This is a genomic window from Isoalcanivorax indicus, assembly GCF_003259185.1.
In the GTDB taxonomy this organism is placed as follows: Bacteria; Pseudomonadota; Gammaproteobacteria; order Pseudomonadales; family Alcanivoracaceae; genus Isoalcanivorax; species Isoalcanivorax indicus.
This window is the reverse complement of the sequence record NZ_QGMP01000001.1, coordinates 2526400-2545414: the sequence shown is the minus strand read 5'-3', so window position 1 is coordinate 2545414 and position 19015 is coordinate 2526400. Positions and strand designations below refer to the sequence as shown.

Sequence of the window (19015 nt, the reverse complement as noted above, 5' to 3'; positions counted from 1 at the left end):
GCATGACGGAACCAGGGGATATCGCCGGGCGTGATGCCAACCCGCCGCCGCAACCGGGGCGCAAGCCGCGCGTGGGTCTGGCCCTGGGCAGTGGCTCTGCGCGTGGCTGGTCGCATATCGGCGTGATCCAGGAACTGGAAGCCATGGGCATCCGCCCGGATGTGGTTGCGGGCACGTCCATTGGCGCACTGGTCGGCGGTGTCTATGTGGCCGGTCAGCTGGATGCCTTCGAAAAATGGGTCACGAAACTGACCTTCCGCGATGTCATTGGCTTCCTGGATATCTCTTTTTCCGGTGGCTTCGTCAAGGGCGAGCGCCTGTTCAATTTCTTTTCCGAGCAGCATCTCAATCCCCGTATCGAAGATCTCGATCAGCGTTTTGCGACCGTGGCAACGGACATGCAGTTCGGGCGCGAGGTCTGGATTCAGGAAGGGCCGATTCTGGATGCCGCCCGGGCGTCCTGTGCCTTGCCGGGCCTGTTTTCGCCGGTCAAGCATGACGGCCGCTGGATGCTGGATGGCGGCCTGGTGAACCCGGTGCCGGTGTCCGTGTGCCGTGCGCTGGGGGCGGAGCTGGTGATCGCGGTGAATCTGAACGGCCAGCTTATCGGCCGCCACCTGAGTCGCGACGAGGCCAACGTGCGCGATATGGAAGCGGCCACTACCGAAGAGGAGCGTTCGGTATGGGGCAAGATGATGAGTTACTTTTCCTCCGGTGAAACGGCTGAGCCGGCGCCGGGCTTTTTCGATGTTGTGGGGGCCAGTATCAATATCATGCAGGACCGCATTACCCGCAGCCGTATGGCGGGCGAACCCGCCGAGCTGAGCCTGATTCCGATGCTGGAAGATTTTGCCATGATGGACTTTCATCGCGCCGGCGATGCCATCGAGGAAGGTCGTCGTCTGGTGCGCGCCTACTCAGAGCGCATTCGCTGGTTGATGGACCGTCTTTGAGGTCTGGCCTTGTGAGTGCGGGTCAGGCCTGACTGCGATGCCGCATGCGTGTTGCCTTGACCATGTTGTCCTTCACCTGCATGACCTCGATCAGGTAGTCGCCGACCCGTAGCGATGTATTGCTTTCCGGTATCTGTTGCAGATGCTCCAGAATCAGGCCGTTCAGGGTCTTGGGGCCGTCGGTGGGCAGTTCCCAGTGCAGGGTGCGGTTGATTTCGCGCAGGTGGGTGCTGCCGTCGATGACATAGCTGCCATCTTCCTGCGGCAGTATGTCGGGGCTGCTGGCGGCCAGGTCGGTGGTGAACTCACCGACGATCTCTTCCAGAATATCTTCCAGGGTGATCAGGCCGAGCACATCGCCGTACTCATCGACCACGATGCCCATGCGTCGGCGCGCGTTCTGGAAGTTGATCAACTGGCGATGCAATGGCGTGCCTTCAGGAACGTAATAGGGCTCCACGGAAAACTGCATCAGCTCGGCCTTGTTGATCTCCTGGCGCATCAGCAGCCGGTTGATCTTGCGCAGGTGCAGCACGCCGAGCATATGGTTCGGGTCGCCACGGTAGATCGGCAGGCGGGTATGCTGGGAATTGCGCAGCATGCTGATGATGTCGCTCATGTCCGCATCCAGATCGATGCCCACCATTTCGCTGCGCGGAATCATGATGTCCTCGACCGTTACCTTTTCCAGATCAAGGATGTTGAGCAACATTTTCTGGTGTCGTTTCGGAATCAGGCCGCCGGCTTCATTCACCACCGTGCGCAGCTCTTCCGGGCTCAGGTCGTCAGCGCCGTCTTCCGGTTCGCGCACACCCAGCAGGCGCAGGATGCCATTGCTGATGCCACTGACCGCCCACACCAGCGGTGCAAAGATGACCTGTAATGGTTTCAGTATCAGGCTGGCAAAAAAGGCCAGGCCCTCGGGTTTGCGCGCCGCATAGGTTTTGGGTGTGACTTCGGCAAACACCAGCATGACGATGGTAAAGACGATGGGCGCCACCGCCGCGCCAGCATTGCCAAACCAGGCCAGTGCCAGCAGTGCGGCGATGGTGGCGGCGTAGTTGTTGACGAAGTTGTTGCCGATCAGAATCACGCCCAGCAAGCGGTCCATGCGCTTGAGCAGTTTCTCTACCCGGCGCGCGCCCTTGTGCCCATGGCGGGCCAGATGGCGCAGGCGATAGCGGTTGAGCGCCACCATGCCGGTTTCGCTGCCGGAGAAAAATGCAGAAGCAAAGATCAGGATCACCAACGCGGTGATCAGAAAGGTTTCGGGAATATCACTCAAGGCAGGGGCCGACCCCGGTTATGGACGAACAGCTATTCTGGGAAGCGGTGTTCCCGGGTGTCAACTCCCGGGTGTCAACCACGCACGATGTACTCGATGACCAGCTGCGAGCCGAAAAAGGCGACCACCAGCAGCACAAATCCCGCCAGTGTCAGCCGGATAGCGGTCACGGCCCGCCAGCCCAGGAAGTGCCGTCCGGCCAGCAGGGTGACAAACAGGGCCCAGGCCAGCAGGGTGAGCAGCGTCTTGTGAGCGACGCGCTGGGCGAGCAGGTCATCGACATACAGGAAACCGGCCACCATGGCGGCGGTGAGCAGTAGCGCACCGGCCCAGAGCAGCTCGAACAGCATCGTCTCCATGACCTGAATGGGCGGAAAAACACGCATCACGCCGCGGATATGCCCGCTCTTGAGCTGCCGATGCTGGATCAGCAGCAGCAGCGACTGGGCGGCGGCAATGGCCAGCACGGCATAGGCCAGAATCGAGAGCAGCACGTGGATGGCCATGCCATGGGCCAACGGGTGCGGCGGGTAGCCGGATTCGGCCCACAGCAGTGGCGGAATGCTCAGGGCGCTGAGAGGGAAGACCAGCGCGCTGACCCATTCGATCCGTCGGTACAGGCTGGTGACGGCGACCAGGGCGGCACCGGTGCCGGTGACCATCGACGCCATGGGGAACAGGCCCAGATGCACGCCGTCGGTGGTGACGATGGTCAGCCACAAGCAGAGTGCATGCAGGGTCACGGCGGCCAGGCCAAGCACCAGCAGCAGGCGTCGGTTATCGGTGGCGGCGCCGCGCAGCCGCCGCAGTACCACTACGGAGGCGACCAGATACAGCGTCATCGCGGCCAGCCCGGCCCAGGTTGCAGTGCCCATAAGTGTCTGTTTTAGCGGGAAACCGACGAAGTGTGTCACAGCGGCGGGCGGTTTTGAAGCGGGAGCCGTTCGCCGCTGCGAAACGGTTGCCCCGGGCGCCATGCCGGATGCCCGCGCCGCGTCGGATGCCTGCACAGAACGGCAGGAGCGCGCTATACTGCGCGGCCGCGATAAACGGTCTTACCCGGAGACAGTCATGTTCGAGAATCTCAGCGAGCGCCTTGGCGATTCCCTGCGCGGTCTGACAGGCCAGAGCCAGCTCACCGAGGACAACATCCGCGACACCCTGCGCGAGGTGCGCAAGGCGCTGCTGGAGGCGGACGTGGCGCTGCCGGTGGTCAAGGATTTCACCGACCAGGTGAAGGAACTGGCGCTCGGGCAGGACGTGCTCAAGAGCCTCAATCCCGGCCAGGCCTTCGTCAAGATCGTCAACGATCAGCTCGTGCATGTCATGGGCGATGCCAATGTCGGGCTGAATCTGGCGGTGAAGCCGCCAGCGATCATCCTGATGGCGGGCTTGCAGGGGGCGGGCAAGACCACGTCGGTGGCCAAGCTGTCGCGTCACCTGAAAGAGCGCGAAAAGAAGAAAGTCATGGTGGTGTCCGCCGACGTCTATCGCCCGGCGGCGATCGAGCAGTTGCGCACCCTGGCGGAGGAAGTGGGTGTCGACTTCTTCCCCTCCACGGCAGATCAGGATCCGGTGGCCATTGCCAACGCGGCGCTGGCCGAGGCGCGGCGCCGCTTTGCCGATGTGCTGATCGTGGATACCGCCGGTCGTCTGGCCATCGATGAGCAGATGATGGCGGAGATCCGTCGCCTGCACGCGGCCATCCAACCGGCCGAAACGCTGTTCGTGGTGGACGCCATGACCGGTCAGGATGCGGCCAACACGGCGCGCGCCTTCAACGAGGCGCTGCCGCTGACCGGCGTGGTGCTGACCAAGGCGGACGGCGACTCCCGTGGCGGTGCCGCGCTGTCGGTGCGGGCGATCACCGGCAAGCCGATCAAGTTCATCGGTATGGGTGAGAAGACCGATGCGCTGGAGCTGTTCCACCCTGAGCGGATTGCCTCACGCATTCTGGGTATGGGTGATGTCCTGTCGCTGGTGGAGGAAGCCGAGCGCAAGCTGGACAAGGGCAAGGCCGAGAAGATCGCGAAGAAGTTCAAGAAAGGCAAGGCCATGGACTTCGAGGATCTGAAGGACCAGTTCCAGCAGATGCGCAACATGGGCGGCATGGCCTCGCTGCTGGACAAGCTGCCCGGCATGGGTGGCCTGGCCAAGATGACCGAGGACCAGGCGGCCATGAAGCAGTTCAAGCATATGGAAGCACTGATCGACTCCATGACCCCGGGTGAGCGACGCAACCCGGAACTCATCAAGGGGTCCCGCAAGCGCCGTATCGCGGCGGGCGCAGGTCTGGAGATTCAGGATCTGAACCGGCTCATCAAGCAACAGAAGATGATGGGCAAGATGATGAAGAAGATGAAAGGCAAGGGCGGCATGCAGAACATGATGAGGGGCATGGGCGGCATGATGGGCGGCCAGGGCGGAGGTCAGGGCGGCCCTGGCGGCGGCATGGGCGGTCCCGGTGGCCTGCCCCCCGGCGGCTTCCCGGGGCTGTAAGCGGGCTGCAGCGCCAGAAACCTCTTTAAAAGTCATCTTGACATGGCTACAATGCGCACCCTTCGCAGTCGGCCCGGCCCGAGATGGCCCTGAAGGCGGCGCGAAACGGCGGTTTCCCTGCATCACATGGCGGGTGAGACCATTTTCAAGCGGATACGAAGGCCTGCTGCCAGTGCGCATCGGGCCGGGAAACCGGATTGAACGAAGGTATCTGAAGCATGGTAGTGATTCGTCTGGCCCGTGGTGGCTCCAAGAAACGCCCTTTCTATCACGTTGTGGTGACTGACAGCCGCAATGCCCGCGACGGCCGTTTCATCGAGCGTCTGGGTTACTTCAACCCGATCGCCCGTGGCGGTGAGATCCCCCTCAAGCTGGAGCTGGAGCGCATTGAGCACTGGCTGGGCCAGGGTGCGAACCCGTCCGATCGCGTCAGCGCGCTGATCAAGGAATACCGCAAGCAGAACGGCTGATGCTGGCAGACGACGATGCCCTGGTAGTGGGTCGCGTCACGGCGGCCCATGGCATCAAGGGCTGGGTGAAGGTCGTTTCCTTCACCGACCCGAGAGAGAATATTTTCAGCTACGGGCCCTGGTATCTGAAAGGCCCGGATGGCTGGCAGGCGGTCAAGTTGACCAACGGTCGCCCGCAGGGCAAGGGCCTGGTGGCCCGGATCGATGCCTGTGACGACCGCACACTCGCGGAAACCACCCAGGTGGGCCGCGAGATTGCCGTTCCCCGCTCGGCCTTGCCGCCGGCCGGAGAAGGTGAGTATTACTGGAGCGACCTGGTGGGTCTGCAAGTCAGACTGACCGATGGTCGCCTCATTGGCGTGATACGCCGCATGCTGGAAACCGGCGCCAACGACGTGATGGTGGTGCAGGGGAACGCTGACAGTATCGACCGCAAGGAACGCCTGGTGCCATGGATCATGGAGCAGGTGGTCATCCGGGTGGACCTGTCGGCAGGGCTGGTCGAGGTAGACTGGGACCCGGACTTCTGAGCGCGAGGCCGCGATGAACATTGCCGTGCTGACGCTGTTTCCGGACATGTTCCAGGCCATTACCGCCCATGGCGTGACCGGGCGGGCCGCAGAACGCGGGCTGCTCTCGGTGACCACGGTGAATCCCCGGGATTTCACCGTTGACCGGCATCGCACTGTGGACGATCGCCCTTTTGGTGGTGGCCCCGGCATGCTGATGAAGATGGAGCCGCTGATGGCGGCGCTCAGCGACGCCCGGCAACGGGTCGGTGAGCAGGCCCGGGTGGTGTACCTGACGCCCCAGGGCAAACGGCTTGACCAGCCGGCGGTTGAACGCCTGGCCAGGGAGCCAGCGATGATTCTGATCGCGGGCCGCTACGAAGGGATCGACGAGCGGTTCGTGGACGCGGAAGTGGATGAGCAATGGTCGATTGGTGACTATGTGCTCAGCGGCGGCGAACTGCCGGCCATGGTGCTGATGGATGCCATGGCGCGCCGCTTGCCCGGTGTGCTCGGGCATGAGGGCTCGGCAGAGCAGGATTCCTTCAGCGGTGAGCTGGAGAACCTGCTGGATTGTCCGCACTACACGCGCCCGGTGGAATTTGCCGGCCGACGTGTACCGGATGTGCTGCTCAGTGGTCACCACGAGGCAGTGCGCCGCTGGCGTCTCAAGCAGGCTTTGGGACGCACCTGGCAACGCCGGCCCGACTTGCTCGCGGCCCGCAAGGCGTCGCCGGGACTGAGTGATGAAGAACAGACACTGCTGGCGGAATTCATCCGCGAGCAGGAAACCGGATCTGGTGATGGTCGCGATTGACCGGACCAGTAAGCTTGAGATTACAGGAGCAGGCAGTCATGAGCGGCAAGAAACCCCTGGTGCAGGACATCGAACAGGCCCAGCTGAAAAGCGATGTGCCCGACTTCGCACCCGGTGACACCGTCACCGTGCAGGTGAAGGTGAAAGAAGGTAACCGTGAGCGTCTGCAGGCGTTCCAGGGTGTGGTGATTGCCAAGCGCAACCGCGGCCTGAACTCTGCGTTCACCGTGCGCAAGGTGTCCCACGGCGTGGGCGTCGAGCGGGTGTTCCAGACCCACAGCCCGCTGGTAGACAGCATCAAGGTAGAGCGTCGTGGTGACGTGCGCCGCGCCAAGCTGTACTTCCTGCGCGACCGTTCGGGCAAATCCGCACGGATCAAGGAAAAGGTACGCACCACCGCCAAATAAGGCGTTGTTGCCGTATCACGCACGGCCACCCTCGGGTGGCCGTTTTGCGTTGTGTCGAGAGGTGTGCCGATTCAGGCGTTCTTCAGGCCCCGATACAGCGCCAGCAGTACAATGGCGCCTAGCGTGGCCGTGACAATACCGCCCAGACTGAAGCGGTCCACAGGCCCGGCCAGCCCGGTGACGCTGCCCAGCCAGCCGCCGACGAAGGCCCCGGCAATGCCGATCAGGATGGTTACGATGACCCCGCCCGGGTCCTTGCCCGGCATGATCCATTTGGCCAGTACGCCGGCGATCAGCCCCAGAATGATCCACGACAGAATACCCATGCTCCGTTCTCCCTGGTAACGATGTCCTGCTAGATGATGTCCTGTTAGATGGCGCCCTGCCAAATAGAGCATGTGGCGGCCCGGCCCGGCAACTGCGATCATGCATGCCCATGACGTCTCCCGTTTCTTCCGCAGATCCCGCAGCACTGGCCGCCGAAACGGCCCTGGTGGAGCAGTGGCTGGACGCCAGCTGGATGGAAAAGGGGCTCAGCGACCACAGCCTGAGCAATTACCGGCGGGATCTGCTGCAACTGGCGCAGTGGTTGCTGGCACAGCGCCAGTATGGACTTGCGGGCTGCCATCGTGGTGACCTGTACGACTATCTGGCCGATCGTCAGAAGCAGGGGGTGAGCGCGCGCTCCGTGGCCCGCCAGCTTTCCGCCCTGCGCGGTTTCTACCGCTGGCTGCTGCGCGAGGGCCGCATCAGTGAAGATCCGACCCTGCGGGTGGAGCGGCCGAAACTGGGTCGTCCCTTGCCGAAGACCCTGACCGAAGCGGATGTCGATGCCCTGTTGCGCGCGCCGGACACGGCGACGCCGCTCGGGCTGCGCGACCGGGCCATGCTCGAGGTCCTGTACGCCGCCGGGCTGCGGGTGTCCGAACTGGTCGGGCTGACCCTGACCCAGGTCAGCCTGCGCCAGGGCCTGGTGCGCATTGTCGGCAAGGGCAACAAGGAACGGCTGGTGCCGCTGGGTGAAGAGGCGCTGGCCTGGCTGGAGCGCTACCTGCGCGAAGCGCGTGCGGTGCTGCTGGGCGGTTGTGCCAGCGAGCAGGTGTTTCCCGGGCGGGGCGGGGCGGTGATGACGCGCCAGACCTTCTGGCATCGGCTGCGCCAGCTGGCGGTGCAGGCGGGGGTGCACAAACCGCTGTCGCCCCATACACTGCGGCATGCGTTCGCCACCCATCTGCTCAACCATGGCGCCGATTTGCGGGTGGTCCAGTTGCTTCTGGGGCACAGTGATCTGTCGACGACGCAGATCTACACGCATGTTGCCCAGCAGCGGCTGCGGCAACTGCATGCGATACATCACCCCCGGGCGGGAAACCCGCGCCCGAAGATGGGGTCTGACAAGCACGACACAGACGGAGAACCATAATGAAACTGTTTCATGCCGGCTTGCTGGCATCGTCGCTGATGCTGTCCCTGATCCTGCCAGCGGCGGTGGCGGCAGGCGATGATGCTGAACTCAAGCGCCGTATCGAGGCCAGCCTGGGCAGCAGTGGCCAGCCGGTGCGGGTGACCGATGTCGCGCCCTCGCAGATTCCCGGGGTGGTCGAGGTGGTGGTCAACGGGGCCGAGCGGTTCTTCGCCTCGGCCGATGGCCGGTACCTGATTGCCGGTGACATGTACGAGATGCAGGCGAGCGGCCCGGTCAATGTGATCGACAAGCGCCTGGAGAGCGTGCGTGAAGCGCTGTTCAAGGATCTGGATGCGGCAGAGTTGGTGAGCTTTGCCGCCAAGGACGAAAAGGCCCAACTCATCGTGTTTACGGACCCGTCGTGCGGCTACTGCCGGCGTCTCCATGAAGACATGGAGGCCCTGAATCGGGCCGGGGTGACCGTGCACTATCTGGCGTATCCGCGTGCCGGGGCCGACTCCCAGCCGGGTGAGCAGATGCAGCAGATCTGGTGCGCCAGCGACCGGCAGAAGGCCATGACCGACGCCAAACTGCGCGGCCGGGTCAGTGAGCGGGTGCAGGTGCGTGGCGGTTGCGGTGATACCGTGGCCGAGCAGTACCGCCTGGGCGCCCGGGCCGGTGTGCGTGGCACCCCGGCCGTCTTTACCCTGGATGGCCGTCAGCTGGGAGGGTACATGCCCGCAGATCGCCTGATAGAGACCCTGGGGCTGGGCGGCTGAGCGCGCTGCCGGTGCGCTGAAAGCCGCGTCGTTACTGGCTCGCGCCGATTGACGCCAGCGGGGCACCCAAGTAAGGTGTCCCGCTTTCCGTTTACACCCTTGATGAACCCCGAGGCCCTTCGTGGAAGCTGAATTCCAGCGCATCCGGCGTCTGCCCCCCTACGTCTTCAATATCGTTGGCGATTTGAAGAAGGCCGCCCGTGCGCGGGGGGAAGACATCATCGACTTCGGCATGGGTAACCCCGATCAGCCGACGCCGCCGCATATCGTGGCCAAGCTGACCGAGACGGTGCAGCGTGGCGACACCCACCGCTACTCGCAATCCAAGGGGATTCCACGCCTGCGCAAGGCGATCTGCGACTGGTACCAGCGCCGTTATGATGTGACGCTGGACCCGGAGAGCGAAGCCATTGTCACCATCGGCTCCAAGGAGGGCCTGTCGCATCTGGCGCTGGCCACCATGGGCCCCGGTGACACGGTGCTGGTGCCCAATCCCAGCTACCCGATTCATCCTTACGGTTTTGTCATTGCCAACGCCGATATCCGCCATGTGCCCATGGTGGAAGGGATGGATTTCTTCGAGGAACTGGAACGGGCACTGAAAGAGTCCTGGCCAAAACCGAAAATGCTGGTGCTGAATTTTCCCGGCAATCCGACAGCGCAGTGCGTCGACCTGCCGTTCTTCGAACGTGTGGTGGCCATCGCCCGGGAGCATGGGATCTGGGTGGTGCAGGACATCGCCTATGCCGACATCGTCTTTGATGGCTATCAGGCGCCGTCGATTCTGCAGGTGCCCGGGGCCCGCGACGTGGCGGTGGAGTTCTTCTCGTTGTCGAAGAGCTACAACATGCCCGGCTGGCGGGTCGGCTTTTGCTGTGGCAACGCTGAGCTGGTGAGTGCCCTGGCACGCATCAAGTCGTACATGGACTATGGCACCTTCACCCCCATCCAGGTGGCAGCCATTGCCGCGCTGGAGGGTGACCAGCAGTGCGTCAGCGATATCCGCGACATGTATCAGCGGCGCCGCGATGTGCTTTGTCAGGGGCTCAATGATATCGGTTGGGCCGTGACACCACCGCGTGCCACCATGTTCGTCTGGGCGAAGATTCCGGAAGCCTACCGCGCCATGGGCTCGCTGGAATTCAGCAAGAAACTGCTGGAGGCAGCCCAGGTGGCCGTGTCGCCGGGTGTCGGTTTCGGGGAATACGGGGATGATCATGTGCGCTTTGCCTTGATCGAAAACGAACACCGCACGCGGCAGGCGATCCGGGGCATTCGCAAGATGTTCCGTCAGGATGGCCTGCTGCGCGACTGACTCGGGTGATGAGGGTTATGAGCGAGGTCAAGCAAGTGAAACCTGTAAAGGTGGGTATCGCCGGTCTCGGGACCGTCGGCAGCGGCACCGTGAATGTGCTCAAACGCAACGCCAGCGAGATTGCGCGCCGTATCGGTCGGCCGATCGAGATCGCCCATATTGGTGCGCGCCGTGACAACCCGGCCTGCGACATCGGCGGCATTCGTGTGTCCCGCGATGTTTTCGCCCTGGCCGCCGATCCGGAGCTGGATATCCTGGTGGAGCTGATCGGCGGCACCGATACGGCCCGCGAACTGGTGTTGGCCGCGATCCGCAACGGCAAGCATATCGTGACGGCCAACAAGGCGCTGATTGCCGAGCACGGCAACGAGATTTTCCATGCGGCCCACGAGAACGGTGTGGACGTGGCGTTCGAAGCCTCGGTGGCGGGGGGGATCCCGATTCTCAAGGCGCTGGGCGAAGGCCTGGCGGCCAACCACATTCACTGGGTGGCGGGCATCATCAACGGCACCGGCAATTTCATTCTCACCGAGATGCGGGACAAGGGCCGTGACTTTGCCGACGTGCTCGCGGAAGCCCAGGCCCTCGGGTATGCCGAGGCAGACCCGACCTTCGACGTGGAAGGCATCGACGCCGCGCACAAGCTGACCATTCTGGCATCCATTGCTTTCGGTATTCCGCTGCAGTTCAGCAAGGTCTACACCGAGGGGATCAGCCGCATCACCGCCGAGGACATCAAGGCCGCCGATTACTTCGGCTACTGCATCAAGCACCTCGGCATTGCCAAGGACACCGGTAACGGTGTCGAGCTGCGCGTGCACCCGACCCTGATCCCCAAGGAAGTGCTGCTGGCTTCGGTCAATGGTGTCATGAACGCCGTGATGGTAGACGGCGATGCGGTGGGCCCGACCCTGTTCTACGGCGCGGGGGCCGGCGCAGAGCCGACAGCCTCTGCCGTCGTGGCCGATATCGTCGAGCTGGGGCGCGCCCTGACCGTGGATCACGATGAGCGCGTGCCTTACCTCGGCTTCCACGCCGAGTCCATGTCCGAAGCGCCGGTACTGCCGATGGACGATGTCGAGTGCTCCTTCTACATTCGTCTGCACGTGCAGGATCGCACCGGCGTGCTGGCCGACATCACCCGCATTCTCAGCGACAAGGGCGTCAGCATCGAAGCCATGTATCAGAAGGACGTGGACGACGGCGAGGCCGTGCCCATTGTGCTGATGACGCATCGCATCCGCGAGAGCGCCCTGCGGGAGGCGCTGGAACAGATAGCTGCCCTGGAGGCAGTGCTTGACGATATAATGCGCATTCGCGTGGAAATGCTCGACGCCTGAGCCCTGACGACACCGAGATACCGAGACCCGTTATGCCATTTCGTGACCGCTACACCGGCCTGATCAACCGCTACCGTGACCACCTGCCGGTCAATGATGACACGCCGATCATCAGCCTGGGCGAGGGCAACACCCCGCTGATCCGCCTGAAGAACATTCCGCGTCACCTCGGCAAGGACGTAGACATCTACGTCAAGTACGAGGGGCTGAACCCGACCGGCTCGTTCAAGGACCGTGGCATGACCATGGCCGTGACCAAGGCGGTGGAAGAGGGCAGCAACGCCATCATCTGTGCTTCCACCGGCAATACCTCGGCGGCAGCGGCAGCCTATGCTGCCCGGGCTGGCATCACTGCCTTCGTGATTATCCCGGAAGGCAAGATTGCCATGGGCAAGCTGGCTCAGGCGATGATGTATGGCGCTGTGATCATGCAGATTCGCGGCAACTTCGATGAAGGGATGGAGCTGGTCAAGCAGGTGGCGGCGGAAGCGCCGGTGACCATCGTGAACTCGGTCAACCCGTATCGGTTGCAGGGGCAGAAGACGGCGGCTTTCGAGATCGTCGAGGAACTCGGCCGGGCACCGGATTACCACTGCCTGCCGGTCGGCAATGCCGGCAACATCACAGCGCACTGGATCGGCTACTGCGAGTACTCGGCGGCGCGCGGCTCTGATGTTACCCAGTCTTGCACCTTCTGCGGCGGCAATTGCCGCTATGCTGGCGGGCCGGTTGTGGGCAACCGCCCGGTCATGGTCGGCTACCAGGCGGAAGGTTCTGCCCCGTTCATGCGTGGTGCCGCGGTGAAGAACCCGGAAACGGTGGCCACGGCGATCCGCATCGGTAATCCGCAGAGCTGGGAGCAGGCGCTGAAGGTCAAGGAAGAGTCTGGCGGCTGGTTTGATGAACTCAGCGACGACGACATTCTGGCGGCGCAAAAACTGCTGGCGGAAAAAGAAGGCATCTTCTGCGAGCCGGCCTCTGCGGCGTCCATCGGCGGCGCCATGCGTGACATTCGCAGCGGCCGCATCCCGGAGGGCTCCACCGTGGTCTGCACACTGACCGGTAACGGACTGAAAGATCCGGATACGGCCATCGCGCAATGCCGTGATGCACGGATGGTGACCATCGACGCACAATTGACCTCGGTCAAGGAAGCCATTCTCACGCACATGTAATACTCAGCACCTCGGGCGAGGGATACGCCCGGCCTGCGGGCCGGGCTGCCTGCATTCATCATCTGAGTTGCGAGCCGACCATGCATTCCCTGCCTTCTGCTGATACCGACGCCGTCTTCCAGAGCTACGGCCGCTGCTGCCGGAATGACCGTTTCTTTGCGGACTTCTATGAGCTGTTCATGAGCAAGTCCGAGGCGATCAGCGCCGTGTTTGCCAATACCGACATGCCCGAACAGCGGCGCCTGCTGCGTGCCGGGGTCATGTGGCTGATCATGTACGCCCGTGGCGCTTCCGGTGGCAAGCTGCGTGATCTCGGGCGGACTCACAATCGCCATGGCTACAACATCAACCCGGCCTGGTACGGCCAGTGGCTGGATGCCCTGGTGGAAGCCGTGGCCCGGCACGATTTGCAGTACAGCGCCACATTGGGAGACCAGTGGCGCCGGGTGCTGGCGCCTGGTGTCAGGCTGATAAGCGAAGCCTACTGATATCCGGCTTGCGGTCTGTGCTTCCGACTCGGAGACTGTAGCCAGACCGTTTCGTCGCTCATCAGGTGCCTGCCGTGTCATCCTTGCCCATCTCCACTCATCCTTCCATGCGCAGACTGGCGTTCCGGCTGAGTGGCTTCGTCCGTGGCCGCCTCTGGCTGCAGGTCCTTGTGGCCATGTTTGCCGGGATGGCGGTCGGTATGGCCATCGGGCCGACGGTGGGTTGGCTGGAGCCACAGGCCGCGCACCTGGTGGCCAACTGGCTGGCCATACCGGGATACCTGTTTCTGTCTATGGTGCAGATGATTGTTATCCCGCTGGTGATCGCCTCAATCATCCTCGGCATGACCAGCAGTGGCGACACGCAGCAATTGCGCAGTATCGGCTGGCGCGCCGCCTTGTTCTTCCTGGTGACCACCCTGGTGGCGGTCATGATCGGCCTTGCGGTGGCGTTGAGTATCCAGCCGGGTCAGTACATGACCCAGGTGACGCCTGACCTGGTGGCTACCGCAGAGGCCCGGACGCCGATGCTGGCGGAGCTGCCCGCCCACATTGTCAGCATCATTCCCACCAATCCGTTACGGGCCAGTGTCGAGCAGAACATGCTGCAGGTCGTGGTCTTTGCGATCTTTGTCGGGGTGGCATTGGTGACCATGGCGCCGAAACAGGCCGGGCCCCTGATTGATCTGTTGGGGGCGATTCAGGAAGTGAGCATGGTTGTTGTGCGCTGGGCCATGTATCTGGTGCCCGTCGCGGTGTTTGGTCTGATGGCCCAGTTGACCGCGCGCATGGGGCTCGATGCGCTGGTGGGCATGGGGGTCTATGTGATCACCGTTCTGCTGGCGCTGCTGCTGGCGTTTGTGTTCTACCTGCTGCTCTATGCGTGCCTGCGTCGGCGTTCTCCCTGGCAGTTCTTGCGCGAGAGCCGGGACGTGCTGCTGCTGGCTTTTTCCACCTCCAGTTCGGCGGCGGTGATGCCGTTGACCATCCGCACGGCCGAAGAAAAGCTGGGCGTCAGAAAAAGCGTCGCCCGCTTCGTGATTCCGCTGGGTACGACCATCAATATGGCAGGCACGGCGCTTTATCAGGTCATTGCCACGCTGTTTCTGGCGCAGGTCTTTCACGTGGATGTAGGGTTGTCGGGGTTGCTGGTTGTCGTGGTGCTGGCCGTGGGGGCGTCAATCGGGTCCCCTGGCACGCCGGGTATCGGTATCGTGATTCTGGCACTGCTCCTCGGTACCGTTGGCATCCCGGCGGAAGGAATCGCCCTGATTATCGGTGTAGACCGCATTCTGGACATGAGCCGCACCACCCTCAATGTCACGGGTGATCTGATCGCGGCCAGCGTCATTGACCAGCACACCACGGAACCGGCGGACAATCCCGGTTGATACAGGACACCTACTGAACACCCCTTGCTATTTGTCCCTCATCCACCAGACACTGGTACGACGAACAACTGAGGACACTGACTCTACGGAACGGAGGCAGCCCGATGTCTGATCGCCATGTGTCTGTCTTGTACTTGTGCCGGGGCCTGTGCCGTACAGCGACGCTCGCCTGCCTGCTCGGTATTCCCGCTCACGGGTTCGCCGAGTCAGCCGCCTTGAGTGGCGGCGTCTGGTTCAACCATGCCTTTGATGACAATAACCCCGTGGATCGCCAGACCGGCGGTGAACTGGGTGATGTGGCACTGATACTTTACGCCGACGATGAGGGTCGGTTCGGAGATTATCGCCTCGGTGTTGAATTTCGCCTGGGCGATGGCTCCTTCACACAGCCGGAGAACAACCACACCGGCGACAATTTCGGTTTCAAATATGCCTGGGTCGGCCGCCAGTGGGGTGACACGGCGCTGGTGCAGTTTGGCAAGGTGGCCGTGCCTTTTGGTGTGCCGCGTCTGAATTTCTGGCCTGGCGAGATGCTGCGTGGCGGTTATGGTGATGTACAGGATGTCGGTGTGCGTTTCGAGGACAGCGCCGGGGCCCTGAGTTATGCCGTGGGGTACTTTCACGCCGACGATTTCGGCGGCACCAGCACCGACACCATGGATGACAATGGCCATTGGGGCCAGTCAGTCTGTGATGCGCTGGCGGCGACGGATTGCGATCTGGCCTATCGCAAGGTGCAGACCCTGGCCGGCACGCTGGACTGGCAGGTCCACGCGCATCATACCCTGGGCCTGGGCGCCCAATGGGGGCGATTGCAGGATCTGGCACCGCTGGTGGATGTCTCCGGCACCATCACCGGCAACAGCCGGGTCAACGGCGATCATCAGGCGCTGGCCCTCAACTATCAGTACCGGCGCGGGGCCTGGCAGGTGGCGGCCCAGCATATTGAAGTGCGTCGCGATCTGCCGCGGTTTGATGATCCGGTGCGCAATGGCCGTCAGGTGCTGACCACCGGGTATCACCGGGATCGATGGTTTTTCTTTGTTGAGGGGAGCACCGCCAAAAGCCGGACCCGGGGCGCGGACACGGGCCGGGTGTATGCCTGGTCGCCGGGAGCCCGATACCAGTACGGGCCGGGCTGGATCTATCTGGAATACCTGTGGCAGGACGGCGATATCGACCGCGCCGGTGATATCGTGGAAGGCGATTTCGATGCCGTCTACCTGACCGCAGACTTCTATTTCTGAATGAGACACTGTTTCTGACCGAGACACTGACTGAAAGGAGCTGACGCTTGAAGCCCTTCTCGAATCCCTTGAAGTTGACCATCCAGCCGTTTGTGTTCGGCGCCTCTGCGGCCCTGATCCTGGTGTTTGTGGTGCTGAGTTTTCTCTACACCGCAGAAATGGGGGAGACCTTCAATGCGGCCCAGAAGGCCTTCGCGACCTACGCCGGCTGGTTTTACGTCATCTGCGTGAATATCTTCCTGATCTTTGTCGTCAGCCTGCTGTTCAGCCGCTACGGGCGCATTCGTCTCGGCGGCCAGGGCGCGGAACCGGAGTTCACCACGCGTGGCTGGCTGGCCATGCTGTTCTCGGCCGGCATGGGGATCGGGCTGGTGTTCTGGGCGGTGGCCGAACCGATCTACCATTATACGTCGCCCCCGCAGGGGCTGGAGGGCGCCACGGTCGATGCCGCCAAGCGCGCCATGACCATCACCCTGTTCCACTGGGGATTCCATGCCTGGGCCATATACGCCGTGGTCGGCCTGTCGCTGGCGTTTTTTGCCTATAACCGTGGCTTGCCGCTGACGGTGCGCTCGGCGTTCTACCCGTTGCTCGGTGAGCGTATCCATGGCCCCATCGGCCATGCCATCGACGTGCTTGCGGTGGTGGCCACCATGTTTGGTCTGGCCACCTCGCTCGGGCTGGGTGCCCAGCAGGTCAACGCCGGGCTGGGCGCCCTGATGGGCATTGAGCAGGGCACGGGCGCCCAGCTGATCATCATTACCGTCATCACCTTCATTGCGCTGGTGTCGGTAATCAACGGTCTGGATGGCGGTGTCCGGCGTCTGTCCGAGGTGAACATGGTGCTGGCGGCGCTGCTGATGCTGTTCATCTTCGCACTCGGGCCGACCCTGTTCATTCTGAACTCCGTGATCCAGAACTTTGGCGGCTACCTGCGTGAGCTGATCGAACTGAGTACCTGGACAGAGTCCTACGGCAATACCCAGTGGCAGCACACCTGGACCATTTTCTACTGGGCCTGGTGGATTGCCTGGAGTCCCTTTGTGGGAATGTTCATCGCGCGCATTTCCAAGGGGCGCACGGTGCGGGAATTCATTACGGCGGTGCTGCTGGTGCCTGCGCTGATTACCGCCGTGTGGATGACGGTGTTCGGTGGCTCGGCGTTGCATGAAGAGGTCTTCGGCGCGGGGGGGATTGCCGAAGTGGTCAGTGAAGATTATGCCCTGGCGCTGTTTGCGCTGCTGGAACGCTACCCCGCCGTGTTGCTGACCTCTGGCGTGGCCGTGGTGGTGATCGTCAGCTTTTTTGTCACCTCCTCGGATTCCGGTTCGCTGGTGGTGGATACCATCACCTCCGGCGGCGCGGAGAATTCGCCGGTCATCCAGCGGGTGTTCTGGGTGATTGCCGAAGGTGTGGTGGCCGGGGCACTGTTGCTGGCCGGTGGGTTGAAAGCGTTGCAGGCCGGTTCGGTGCTGACGGGGCTGCCCTTTGCGGTGGTGCTGCTGGTGATGTGCTACAGCCTGCGCCGGGGCCTGCACGAAGAGTGGCTTGAATTACGAGGCGCTGGCGATGAGCCGGAATTTCTCTGGCAGAAGGGGCGCCTGTCGCGGTTCCGGGATGGCAACGGATCGGGCGGGCCGTAACCGGCCCGCGTCACTCAGTTTCGCTGACGTGCTGTGGCCTTGTTGATGGTGTACTGCAATTTCAGCAACGCGGGGAAATGCGGACCGATCACCGCCTTGCCGGTGGTCAGCAGGGCACCGGACAGGTCGCGGTCCGGGTCGGCCCAGCAATAGATACTGATGAAGCCCAGGTGGCCAAAGGCGCTCTGCGTGCCCGGCCCATACAGGCTGATTCGTTTGGCGCCCAGCATGAAGCCCGGTGAAAATTCCAGTGGCAGCATCAGTGTGCGATCAATACGACCGCCGCGCCCGGTGCGTCCCACCGCACGCCGCACCGTATCCGGATGGAACAGCTGGGTGTCGCCGTAGCGACCATCATCCAGCAGCATCTGGAAAAAGCGGCTCGCTTCCTCTGCAGTGGCGTACAGATTGCCTGCCGGAATGGTGGCCTCCAGAAAGCGCGGATCATTGGACACGTCCACCACTTCTTGCAGCCCGCCGCCGACAGCATGGCGCAGGAAGCTGTCGATGGGCGCCAGTTGCAACCCGGTGGCTACATTGCGCGCTGGCGCGACCGCAGGGCGCGACAGGCCGAAGGTGAAATTGCGCATCCCCATGGGCTGGCGGATAACGCGATCGAGCAGCGCGTCGATGGATTCGCCGGTCGCCCGGCGAATGACTTCACCCAGCACGAAGCCGGCGGTGATGGCGTGGTAGGCCTGCTGGCGGCCGGGTTTTTCCGGTCGGGCCCGGCTCATCAGCGTCATGATGCGTTCGTAGTCGAACAGGTCCTCCGGCGTCACCGGCTCACGGATGCGCGGCACCCCGGCACGATGGGTCAGCACATGCATCAGAGTGGTGCGATGCTTGCCTGCCTGGCCATACTCCGGCAAGTAGTGGCTGACGCGCTGGTGCAGATCAAGCACGCCTTGCTCGGCCAGGTGATGCACCAGCATCGCGGTGACGGCCTTGGAGGCAGAGAACAGACAGACGGGAGTGTCCACCGTCAGGGGCGTCCCCGTGTCCGGGTCGGCATAGCCGAGGGCCCGGTCGAACACCGTCTGCCCCTTGTGGCGCAAGTGCAGTGCCACCCCCGGACTCATGCCGGTGCCATAGAGGCGCCCCAGATCGCGCTCAATGGCGCTCAGGGCGTCGAGCGACAGCCCGGTCTCACCGGGCGCGGCTTCGGCGCCCGTATCACTGCGGCGCGTCAACGGCGTGGTGGTATAAGCAGGCGCGGCAAGGTGTGGTAACAGGGCCATGGGCAGAGAGCGCTCCAGTCTTATGTGGATATCTGCATGCTATTGTGCGCA

The 19015-nt window shown here is 63.0% G+C and carries 19 protein-coding genes; 15 read left to right on the top strand and 4 right to left on the bottom strand.

Annotated features, from left to right (window positions below; translation table 11 throughout):
• Positions 1-2: 2 nt before the first annotated feature.
• Complete coding sequence (rssA, locus tag DKW65_RS11470; RefSeq protein WP_111657373.1) at positions 3-953, top strand: patatin-like phospholipase RssA; 951 nt, start codon at positions 3-5, stop codon at positions 951-953.
• 22 nt (positions 954-975) lie between these two features.
• On the opposite strand, the gene DKW65_RS11465 is transcribed toward rssA, so the two are convergent.
• Positions 976-2238 carry an HlyC/CorC family transporter gene (locus tag DKW65_RS11465; RefSeq protein WP_111657372.1) on the bottom strand — a complete coding sequence of 421 codons (1263 nt, stop codon included), beginning with the start codon at positions 2236-2238 and terminating at the stop codon, positions 976-978.
• 74 nt (positions 2239-2312) lie between these two features.
• Complete coding sequence (locus tag DKW65_RS11460) at positions 2313-3113, bottom strand: cytochrome C assembly family protein (protein ID WP_111657371.1); 801 nt, start codon at positions 3111-3113, stop codon at positions 2313-2315.
• A gap of 196 nt (positions 3114-3309) precedes the next feature.
• On the opposite strand from DKW65_RS11460, the gene ffh reads away from it, so the two are divergent.
• From ffh to rplS, 5 genes are all read left to right on the top strand, one after another.
• Positions 3310-4737 carry a signal recognition particle protein gene (gene ffh / locus DKW65_RS11455; RefSeq protein ID WP_111657370.1) on the top strand — a complete coding sequence of 476 codons (1428 nt, stop codon included), beginning with the start codon at positions 3310-3312 and terminating at the stop codon, positions 4735-4737.
• Between the two features lie 218 nt (positions 4738-4955).
• A complete protein-coding gene (gene rpsP / locus DKW65_RS11450; RefSeq protein ID WP_111657369.1) occupies positions 4956-5207 on the top strand; it encodes a 30S ribosomal protein S16 in 252 nt (83 codons plus the stop codon).
• On the top strand, positions 5207-5737 hold the full coding sequence (gene rimM / locus DKW65_RS11445) for a ribosome maturation factor RimM (RefSeq protein ID WP_111657368.1): 531 nt from the start codon (positions 5207-5209) through the stop codon (positions 5735-5737). Before rpsP ends, rimM begins: the two co-directional genes overlap by 1 nt.
• A gap of 13 nt (positions 5738-5750) precedes the next feature.
• Positions 5751-6533 carry a tRNA (guanosine(37)-N1)-methyltransferase TrmD gene (trmD, locus tag DKW65_RS11440; RefSeq protein ID WP_111657367.1) on the top strand — a complete coding sequence of 261 codons (783 nt, stop codon included), beginning with the start codon at positions 5751-5753 and terminating at the stop codon, positions 6531-6533.
• A 38-nt stretch (positions 6534-6571) separates the two neighbouring features.
• Positions 6572-6940: a 50S ribosomal protein L19 gene (gene rplS, locus DKW65_RS11435; RefSeq protein WP_111657366.1), complete on the top strand. Its 369-nt coding sequence runs from the start codon at positions 6572-6574 to the stop codon at positions 6938-6940.
• A gap of 71 nt (positions 6941-7011) precedes the next feature.
• On the opposite strand, the gene DKW65_RS11430 is transcribed toward rplS, so the two are convergent.
• A complete protein-coding gene (locus DKW65_RS11430) occupies positions 7012-7266 on the bottom strand; it encodes a GlsB/YeaQ/YmgE family stress response membrane protein (RefSeq protein WP_111657365.1) in 255 nt (84 codons plus the stop codon).
• A gap of 110 nt (positions 7267-7376) precedes the next feature.
• Here DKW65_RS11430 and xerD point away from each other — a divergent pair, with 110 nt between their 5' ends.
• The 9 genes from xerD (at position 7377) to DKW65_RS11385 (ending at position 17723) form a co-directional block, all read left to right on the top strand.
• Positions 7377-8363, top strand: a complete 987-nt coding sequence (gene xerD / locus DKW65_RS11425) for a site-specific tyrosine recombinase XerD (RefSeq protein ID WP_111657364.1) — start codon at positions 7377-7379, stop codon at positions 8361-8363.
• On the top strand, positions 8363-9124 hold the full coding sequence (locus tag DKW65_RS11420) for a DsbC family protein (protein WP_111657363.1): 762 nt from the start codon (positions 8363-8365) through the stop codon (positions 9122-9124). Before xerD ends, DKW65_RS11420 begins: the two co-directional genes overlap by 1 nt.
• A 121-nt stretch (positions 9125-9245) precedes the next feature.
• Positions 9246-10439, top strand: coding sequence for an alanine transaminase (gene alaC, locus DKW65_RS11415; RefSeq protein ID WP_111657362.1), 1194 nt, complete (start codon positions 9246-9248; stop codon positions 10437-10439).
• 35 nt (positions 10440-10474) lie between these two features.
• Complete coding sequence (locus DKW65_RS11410) at positions 10475-11779, top strand: homoserine dehydrogenase (RefSeq protein WP_111657634.1); 1305 nt, start codon at positions 10475-10477, stop codon at positions 11777-11779.
• A gap of 32 nt (positions 11780-11811) precedes the next feature.
• Positions 11812-12954 (top strand): threonine synthase, encoded by a 1143-nt coding sequence (thrC, locus tag DKW65_RS11405; protein WP_111657361.1) that lies wholly within the window; start codon positions 11812-11814, stop codon positions 12952-12954.
• Between the two features lie 80 nt (positions 12955-13034).
• Positions 13035-13442 carry a globin gene (locus tag DKW65_RS11400; RefSeq protein WP_111657360.1) on the top strand — a complete coding sequence of 136 codons (408 nt, stop codon included), beginning with the start codon at positions 13035-13037 and terminating at the stop codon, positions 13440-13442.
• Between the two features lie 74 nt (positions 13443-13516).
• On the top strand, positions 13517-14833 hold the full coding sequence (locus DKW65_RS11395; RefSeq protein WP_245932482.1) for a dicarboxylate/amino acid:cation symporter: 1317 nt from the start codon (positions 13517-13519) through the stop codon (positions 14831-14833).
• Between the two features lie 104 nt (positions 14834-14937).
• Complete coding sequence (locus DKW65_RS11390; RefSeq protein ID WP_111657358.1) at positions 14938-16080, top strand: hypothetical protein; 1143 nt, start codon at positions 14938-14940, stop codon at positions 16078-16080.
• Positions 16081-16127: 47 nt separating this feature from the next.
• Positions 16128-17723 carry a BCCT family transporter gene (locus DKW65_RS11385; RefSeq protein WP_245932481.1) on the top strand — a complete coding sequence of 532 codons (1596 nt, stop codon included), beginning with the start codon at positions 16128-16130 and terminating at the stop codon, positions 17721-17723.
• Positions 17724-17737: 14 nt separating this feature from the next.
• Here DKW65_RS11385 and DKW65_RS11380 read toward each other — a convergent pair whose 3' ends face one another.
• On the bottom strand, positions 17738-18964 hold the full coding sequence (locus DKW65_RS11380; RefSeq protein WP_111657357.1) for a serine hydrolase domain-containing protein: 1227 nt from the start codon (positions 18962-18964) through the stop codon (positions 17738-17740).
• Between the last annotated feature and the right edge of the window lie 51 nt (positions 18965-19015).

Excerpts from the sequence above, each read along its gene's own strand:
- DKW65_RS11390 (WP_111657358.1), top strand. The coding sequence starts at position 14,938 with ATGTCTGATCGCCATGTGTCTGTCTTGTACTTGTGCCGGGGCCTGTGC.
- rssA (WP_111657373.1), top strand. The coding sequence starts at position 3 with ATGACGGAACCAGGGGATATCGCCGGGCGTGATGCCAACCCGCCGCCG.
- rplS (WP_111657366.1), top strand. The coding sequence starts at position 6,572 with ATGAGCGGCAAGAAACCCCTGGTGCAGGACATCGAACAGGCCCAGCTG.
- rimM (WP_111657368.1), top strand. The coding sequence starts at position 5,207 with ATGCTGGCAGACGACGATGCCCTGGTAGTGGGTCGCGTCACGGCGGCC.
- xerD (WP_111657364.1), top strand. The coding sequence starts at position 7,377 with ATGACGTCTCCCGTTTCTTCCGCAGATCCCGCAGCACTGGCCGCCGAA.
- DKW65_RS11380 (WP_111657357.1), bottom strand. The coding sequence starts at position 18,964 with ATGGCCCTGTTACCACACCTTGCCGCGCCTGCTTATACCACCACGCCG.
- trmD (WP_111657367.1), top strand. The coding sequence starts at position 5,751 with ATGAACATTGCCGTGCTGACGCTGTTTCCGGACATGTTCCAGGCCATT.
- ffh (WP_111657370.1), top strand. The coding sequence starts at position 3,310 with ATGTTCGAGAATCTCAGCGAGCGCCTTGGCGATTCCCTGCGCGGTCTG.
- thrC (WP_111657361.1), top strand. The coding sequence starts at position 11,812 with ATGCCATTTCGTGACCGCTACACCGGCCTGATCAACCGCTACCGTGAC.
- rpsP (WP_111657369.1), top strand. The coding sequence starts at position 4,956 with ATGGTAGTGATTCGTCTGGCCCGTGGTGGCTCCAAGAAACGCCCTTTC.
- DKW65_RS11420 (WP_111657363.1), top strand. The coding sequence starts at position 8,363 with ATGAAACTGTTTCATGCCGGCTTGCTGGCATCGTCGCTGATGCTGTCC.
- DKW65_RS11400 (WP_111657360.1), top strand. The coding sequence starts at position 13,035 with ATGCATTCCCTGCCTTCTGCTGATACCGACGCCGTCTTCCAGAGCTAC.
- DKW65_RS11460 (WP_111657371.1), bottom strand. The coding sequence starts at position 3,113 with ATGGGCACTGCAACCTGGGCCGGGCTGGCCGCGATGACGCTGTATCTG.
- DKW65_RS11430 (WP_111657365.1), bottom strand. The coding sequence starts at position 7,266 with ATGGGTATTCTGTCGTGGATCATTCTGGGGCTGATCGCCGGCGTACTG.